This is a genomic window from Streptomyces sp. NPDC003393 (assembly GCF_053589015.1).
On record NZ_JBSFRB010000029.1, the window covers coordinates 99619 to 105618 of the forward strand.

6 protein-coding genes are annotated in these 6000 nt (G+C 71.6%); 5 read left to right on the top strand and 1 reads right to left on the bottom strand.

From position 1 onward, the window contains the following. Positions 1-290: 290 nt before the first annotated feature. Complete coding sequence (locus ACWDUZ_RS25570) at positions 291-1079, top strand: ferritin-like domain-containing protein (RefSeq protein WP_451634138.1); 789 nt, start codon at positions 291-293, stop codon at positions 1077-1079. Positions 1080-1165: 86 nt separating this feature from the next. On the opposite strand, the gene corA is transcribed toward ACWDUZ_RS25570, so the two are convergent. Beyond that, positions 1166-2167 (bottom strand): magnesium/cobalt transporter CorA, encoded by a 1002-nt coding sequence (gene corA / locus ACWDUZ_RS25575; protein WP_451634139.1) that lies wholly within the window; start codon positions 2165-2167, stop codon positions 1166-1168. A gap of 61 nt (positions 2168-2228) precedes the next feature. On the opposite strand from corA, the gene ACWDUZ_RS25580 reads away from it, so the two are divergent. From ACWDUZ_RS25580 to mshC, 4 genes are all read left to right on the top strand, one after another. Then, positions 2229-2915, top strand: coding sequence for a histidine phosphatase family protein (locus ACWDUZ_RS25580; RefSeq protein WP_451634140.1), 687 nt, complete (start codon positions 2229-2231; stop codon positions 2913-2915). A 191-nt stretch (positions 2916-3106) separates the two neighbouring features. Next, positions 3107-3697 (top strand): DUF3090 domain-containing protein, encoded by a 591-nt coding sequence (locus tag ACWDUZ_RS25585; RefSeq protein ID WP_451634141.1) that lies wholly within the window; start codon positions 3107-3109, stop codon positions 3695-3697. Further along, positions 3661-4521 (top strand): SCO1664 family protein, encoded by an 861-nt coding sequence (locus ACWDUZ_RS25590; protein WP_451634142.1) that lies wholly within the window; start codon positions 3661-3663, stop codon positions 4519-4521. Before ACWDUZ_RS25585 ends, ACWDUZ_RS25590 begins: the two co-directional genes overlap by 37 nt. 112 nt (positions 4522-4633) lie before the next feature. Beyond that, positions 4634-5863, top strand: coding sequence for a cysteine--1-D-myo-inosityl 2-amino-2-deoxy-alpha-D-glucopyranoside ligase (mshC, locus tag ACWDUZ_RS25595; RefSeq protein WP_451634143.1), 1230 nt, complete (start codon positions 4634-4636; stop codon positions 5861-5863). Positions 5864-6000: the final 137 nt, after the last annotated feature.

The following is a 6000-nucleotide window of genomic DNA, read 5'->3' on the forward strand; positions in this document are numbered from 1 at the left end:
GACCAGCGGAACGTCCAGGGGCGGGTCCGTGGGCTTTCCGCGGCCGTGGTGGGGGCTCGGGGGTCTTCCCCGCCACGGCCGTCACCGAGAACAACGCGCTCGGGGCCGTGCGGTTACGCTCCCGGGGGGCCTGCCGTCGCAACAGCAGTGGGCGACCGCCCCGAGTGCCGCTGCCCCGTTCGGCGCAGCCCGCCCCCCGTACCTGTTGCGGCACCCCCGCACCCCCACTTGACTCGGCGTGACTCGTCCTTTGCAGACGGTGCGGCGGTCCGGCAGGGAGGTGGCCCACGATGCTCTCACCCAAGGGTCTGTTCCGGGAGATCCTCGAGCACGACGAGTCGTTCCGTCTGTTCTGCTCGATCGCGGCCGGCGGAGAGGCGCAGGGCGGCTGGGAGAACGGGCGGATCGCCGCGCTGGTACCGGAGAGTGCCCGCGCACTCGGCCCCAAGATCGCACGCCACGGTGCGGACGAGGACAAACACGGCCGGATCTTCCGGGCCCTGCTGCGAAGACGCGGCCTGGACCCTGTCGCGGTGCCCCCCGAGACCGACTACACCATGCTCCTGGAACGGCGGGGCATCGGCCTCGCGCACGACCGGCTGAGGTCCGACCGGCCGCTCACCGACACCGACGTCATCGTCTACCTCGCGCACAGCCGGGTCACCGAGCAGCGCGCCTCCGAACAGATGGACCTGCTGCGCCGGCACTTCGGCGACCATCCCGAACTGGGCCGCGCCGTGAAGGTGATCGCGAGCGACGAGGACAACCACCTCGCCTACTGCCACGAGGAGCTGCTCCGCCTCGCCGCCGCCGGACACGGCCGCACCATTCAGCGGACCCTGCGCACCTGCGCGCTCGCCGAGATCCGCGTCCACCGCGACGTGAGCCTGGCGGTCATGGCCCACATGGGCCGCATCCTCGGCTGGTCACGGACGCGTTCCGCCCTTCTGGCGGCCGGCATCCACGCGATGTACGTCCACGAACGCCTCGCCGGCTGGCACCGCATGGTCGCCCTCACGATGCCCGAGCGGCGCGACGCCCTCGGCGGTCCCCGCACCCCGGCGCCCGAGTACGCCTGAACACGGCCGCCACGGTTCCGTCCTGCCCCGCCGTCACAGCGGTCCCGCCGTCACACACATCCCTGCTGTCACGGCAGTCCCCGCCGTCACAGCCAGCCCCGCCGCTTGAACATCTGGTACAGCAGCACCTCCAGGACCGCCATCACGGCGATCACCGCCGGATACGCCCAGATCCAGTGCAGTTCGGGCATGTGCTCGAAGTTCATGCCGTAGATTCCGGCGATCATGGTGGGAATCGCGGCCATGGCCGCCCACGCGGAGATCTTCCGCATGTCGTCGTTCTGCTGGACGCTGGTCTGCGCCAGATGCGCCGACAGGATGTCCGAGACCAGCCGGTCCAGGCTCTCCACGGACTCGTTGACGCGGGTGAGGTGGTCGCTGACGTCCCGGAAGAACGGCCGCGCCTTGTCGTCGACGAACGGGACGGCCGTGGCGAAGGCGCTCTGGCCCGTGACGCCGAGCCGGGACATCGGCAGCGCCAGTGGGCCCGTGGCCCGCCGGAACTCGGTGATCTGGCGCTTGAAGTTGTAGATCCCGGACGCGGTGTGCCGGGAGCTGCCCCGGTCGGGGGAGAAGACCTCCGCCTCCAGCTCCTCCAGGTCGGTCTGCAACTCGGTCGCCACGTCCAGGTAGTGGTCGACGACCGAGTCGGCTATCGCGTACAGCACCGCCGTCGGGCCCTTGCCGAGCAACTCCGGCTCCCGCTCCAGGCGGCGCCGTACGGCGCTCAGCCCGACATCGTCACCGTGGCGGACCGTCACCACGAACGCGTCACCGAGGAAGATCATGATCTCGCCGGTCGAGACGGCGTCGCTGCGCGGCTCGTACACCACCGGTTTCAGCACCACGAACAGCGAGTCGTCGTAGATCTCCATCTTGGGACGCTGATGGGCCTTCAGCGCGTCCTCCACCGCCAGCGGATGCAGTCCGAACTCCGCGCTGACCAGGTCGAACTCCTCCGCGCCCGGCTCGTGCAGGCCCATCCACACAAAGCCCCCGGCCGTCCGCGCCTCGTCCAGGGCGTCGGAAAAGTCCCGCGGGCCCTCGGTGCGCTGCCCGTCACGGTAGATGCCACAGTCGACGATCACGGAGTGTGTTCTCCTTTCGTCCGGCCGACGCCGGAGCCGCGCGTACGCCTACTCTGGCGGCATGCCCACGCTGATCCTTGTCAGGCACGGACGTTCCACCGCCAACACCGCGGGCCTGCTCGCCGGCTGGACGCCCGGCGTCGCCCTCGACGAACGCGGCGCCGAGCAGGCCGCCGCACTGCCCGCCCGGCTCGACGGGCTGCCGATCGCCGAGGTCGTCACCAGTCCGCTGCAACGCTGCCAGGAAACCGTACAGCCGCTCCTGGACGCCCGGCCCGGCCTGACCGTGCACACCGACGAGCGGATCGGGGAGTGCCACTACGGCGACTGGTCCGGACGCAAGCTCAGCGAGCTCAAGGACGAGCCGCTGATGGAGGTGGTGCAGGCGCACCCCTCGGCGGCGGCCTTCCCCGGCGGCGAGTCCCTGCGCGCGATGCAGACCCGCGCCGCCGAGGCCGTGCGCGAGTGGAACGAGCGCGTGGAGCGCGACCACGGCGCCGACGCGGTATTCCTGATGTGCTCCCACGGTGACATCATCAAGTCCCTCGTCGCGGACGCGCTCGGTCTGCACCTCGACCTCTTCCAGCGGATCTCCGTCGAACCGTGTTCGGTCACCGCGATCCGTTACACCCGGCTGCGGCCCTTCCTCGTACGGCTCGGCGACACCGGTGACTTCGGGTCCCTGGTGCCACGCGAGCAGCCGCCCGGTGACGACGCACCGGTCGGAGGCGGCGCGGGCGCACCGTGATCGTCGGCCGCAGTAGGGTGAAGCGGTCCCCGTCGGCCATTCGACCCCGAAACGTCCGCCCGCTCCCGCAGCGACGGTCACCTTCACCCTCCTCGCCCCCGTCAGTGCCTTTCCGTCGTTTCCCGATCGCCTTCCCTGATTCCGGCGATTCCCAGATTCCGCGATTCCCACGATTCCCATGGAGACAGGACGTGTCCCGTCAGGTGTTCCTCTACGACCCCCCGGACCGTTTCGTGGCCGGCACGGTCGGACTGCCCGGGCGCCGTACGTTCTTCCTCCAGGCCACCGCCGGCTCCCGGGTGACCAGTGTGGCCCTGGAGAAGACCCAGGTCGCCGCGCTCGCCGAGCGCATGGACGAACTGCTCGACGAGGTCGTGCGCCGCAGCGGGGGCAACGCCGCCGTCCCCGCGGTGGCGCCCACCGAGATCAGCGACTCCGCTCCGCTGGACACCCCCATCGAGGAGGAGTTCCGCGTCGGCACCATGGCCCTCGCCTGGGACGGCGAGGAGCAGCGCATGATCGTCGAGGCGCAGGCCCTCGTTGAGCTCGACGCCGAGTCCGAGGAGGACCTCGCGGAGGCCGAGGAGCGGCTGCTCCAGGACGAGGAGAACGGCCCGCCGATGCTGCGGGTCCGCCTCACCGGCGCCCAGGCGAGAGCCTTCGCCAAACGCGCCCTCGACGTCGTCAACGCCGGGCGGCCGCCGTGCCCGCTGTGCAGCCTGCCCCTGGACCCGGAAGGACACGTATGTCCGCGCCAGAACGGATACCGCCGCGGAGCGTGACGCCCGCGACCCACGCGGCCTCCGTCGAGCTGCTCTCCCACGGCGAGCTCACCGTGCGCGGCCGCATCCGCGATGCCTCGAACGCGGCGCTGTTCTGCACGATCGCCCACGACGGCCGTGAGGCGTCCTGCGTGTACAAGCCGGTCGCCGGGGAACGCCCGCTGTGGGACTTCCCCGACGGCACCCTGGCCGGCCGCGAGGTGGCGGCCTACGAGGTCTCCGAGGCGACCGGCTGGGGTCTGGTCCCGCCCACCGTGCTGCGCGACGGCCCGTACGGCGAGGGCATGGTCCAGCTGTGGATCGAGACGGCCGCCGACGGCGACGGTGAGGGCGACGGCGACGCCGGGCTGCTCGCGCTGGTCGACGCCGAGGAACCCGGACCCGGCTGGAAGGCGATCGGCCTCGCCGAGGTCGGCGAGGGCCGCACGGCGCTGCTCGTGCACGCCGACGACGAGCGGCTGCGCCGGCTGGCGGTGCTCGACGCGGTGATCAACAACGCCGACCGCAAGGGCGGCCACCTGCTGCCCACCGCGCAGGGGTGGTTGTACGGCATCGACCACGGCGTCACCTTCAACGTCGAGAACAAGCTGCGCACCCTGCTGTGGGGCTGGGCGGGCGAGCCCCTGCCCGCGGAGGCCCTCGGCGTGCTCAAGGGCCTCAAGGACGCCCTGGGCGACGGCGGCCGTCTCGCCCTGCGGCTGGCCGACCTGGTCACCCCGGCCGAGATCGACGCCACCCGTGCGCGCGTGGAGGCCCTCCTCGCCTCCGGCACCCACCCCGGACCGAACGGCGACTGGCCGGCCATCCCCTGGCCACCGGTGTAGGGTCCCCGGCGCGTGGCCCAGCACACGCGCCGGGATCCCGCAAGAGCGCCTTACCGGTCATCCGGAGCGGTCCGGTTCGTAGACGGGACCACGGTCCGGTTACGCTCATGACATGCATGCCTGGCCCGCTTCCGAGGTCCCCGCCCTGCCAGGTCAGGGCCGCGACCTGAGGATCCACGACACAGCGACCGGGGGTCTGGTCACCCTCCAGCCCGGTCCCGTCGCCCGTATCTATGTCTGCGGCATCACGCCGTACGACGCGACCCACATGGGTCACGCGGCGACCTACAACGCGTTCGACCTCGTGCAGCGCGTGTGGCTCGACACCAAGCGGCAGGTTCACTACGTCCAGAACGTCACCGACGTCGACGACCCGCTGCTGGAGCGGGCGCAGCGTGACGACGTCGACTGGGTGAAGCTGGCCGAGCAGGAGACGGCCCTGTTCCGCGAGGACATGACCGCCCTGCGGATGCTGCCGCCGAAGCACTACATCGGCGCCGTGGAGGCGATACCCGGCATCGTCCCGCTGGTCGAACGGCTGCGAGAACTGGGCGCGGCCTACGAACTCGACGGTGACGTCTACTTCTCCGTCGAGTCCGACCCGCACTTCGGCCAAGTCTCCCGGCTGGACGCCGCCGCGATGCGGCTGCTGTCCGCCGAGCGCGGCGGCGACCCCGACCGCCCCGGCAAGAAGAACCCGCTCGACCCGATCCTGTGGATGGCCGCCCGTGAGGGCGAGCCCAGCTGGGAGGGCGGCTTGCTCGGCCGCGGCCGGCCCGGCTGGCACATCGAGTGCGTCGCCATCGCCCTCGACCACCTCGGCATGGGCTTCGACGTCCAGGGCGGCGGCTCCGACCTTGCCTTCCCGCACCACGAGATGGGCGCCTCGCACGCCCAGGTGCTCACCGGCGAGTTCCCCATGGCCAAGGCCTTCGTCCACGCCGGCATGGTCGCGCTGGACGGCGAGAAGATGTCCAAGTCCAAGGGGAACCTGGTCTTCGTCTCACAGCTGCGGCGCGACGGCGTGGACCCCGCAGCCATCAGGCTGGCGCTCCTCGCCCACCACTACCGCTCCGACTGGGAATGGACCGACCAGGTCCTGCGGGACGCCGTGGCCCGGCTCGGCCGCTGGCGCTCCGCCGTCTCCCGGCCCGACGGGCCGTCCGCCGACGCGCTGGTCGAGGAGATCCGCGACGCCCTCGCCGACGACCTGAACGCCCCGGCCGCGCTCGCCGCGGTCGACCGCTGGGTGGCGCTCCAGCAGGAGCAGGGCGGCACCGACACCGGCGCGCCCGGCCTGGTCTCACGAGCCGTGGACGCCCTGCTGGGCGTGGCCGTCTGACGGCTCTGCGGCAGTCGGCACCCGGCCGGTCACGCCATCAGGGGCGGCGCGCTGCACAGCGCGAAACCCCGTAGAGAGGAGAAAGGACAGAGCATGGTGAAGGCACCTGCTCCGGGCACGGCGGACGTGATCGCCCC

Bases quoted from the DNA above. Each gene is read 5' to 3' on its own strand.
- ACWDUZ_RS25570 (WP_451634138.1), top strand. From the start codon at position 291: ATGCTCTCACCCAAGGGTCTGTTCCGGGAGATCCTCGAGCACGACGAG.
- ACWDUZ_RS25580 (WP_451634140.1), top strand. From the start codon at position 2,229: ATGCCCACGCTGATCCTTGTCAGGCACGGACGTTCCACCGCCAACACC.
- ACWDUZ_RS25590 (WP_451634142.1), top strand. From the start codon at position 3,661: ATGTCCGCGCCAGAACGGATACCGCCGCGGAGCGTGACGCCCGCGACC.
- mshC (WP_451634143.1), top strand. From the start codon at position 4,634: ATGCATGCCTGGCCCGCTTCCGAGGTCCCCGCCCTGCCAGGTCAGGGC.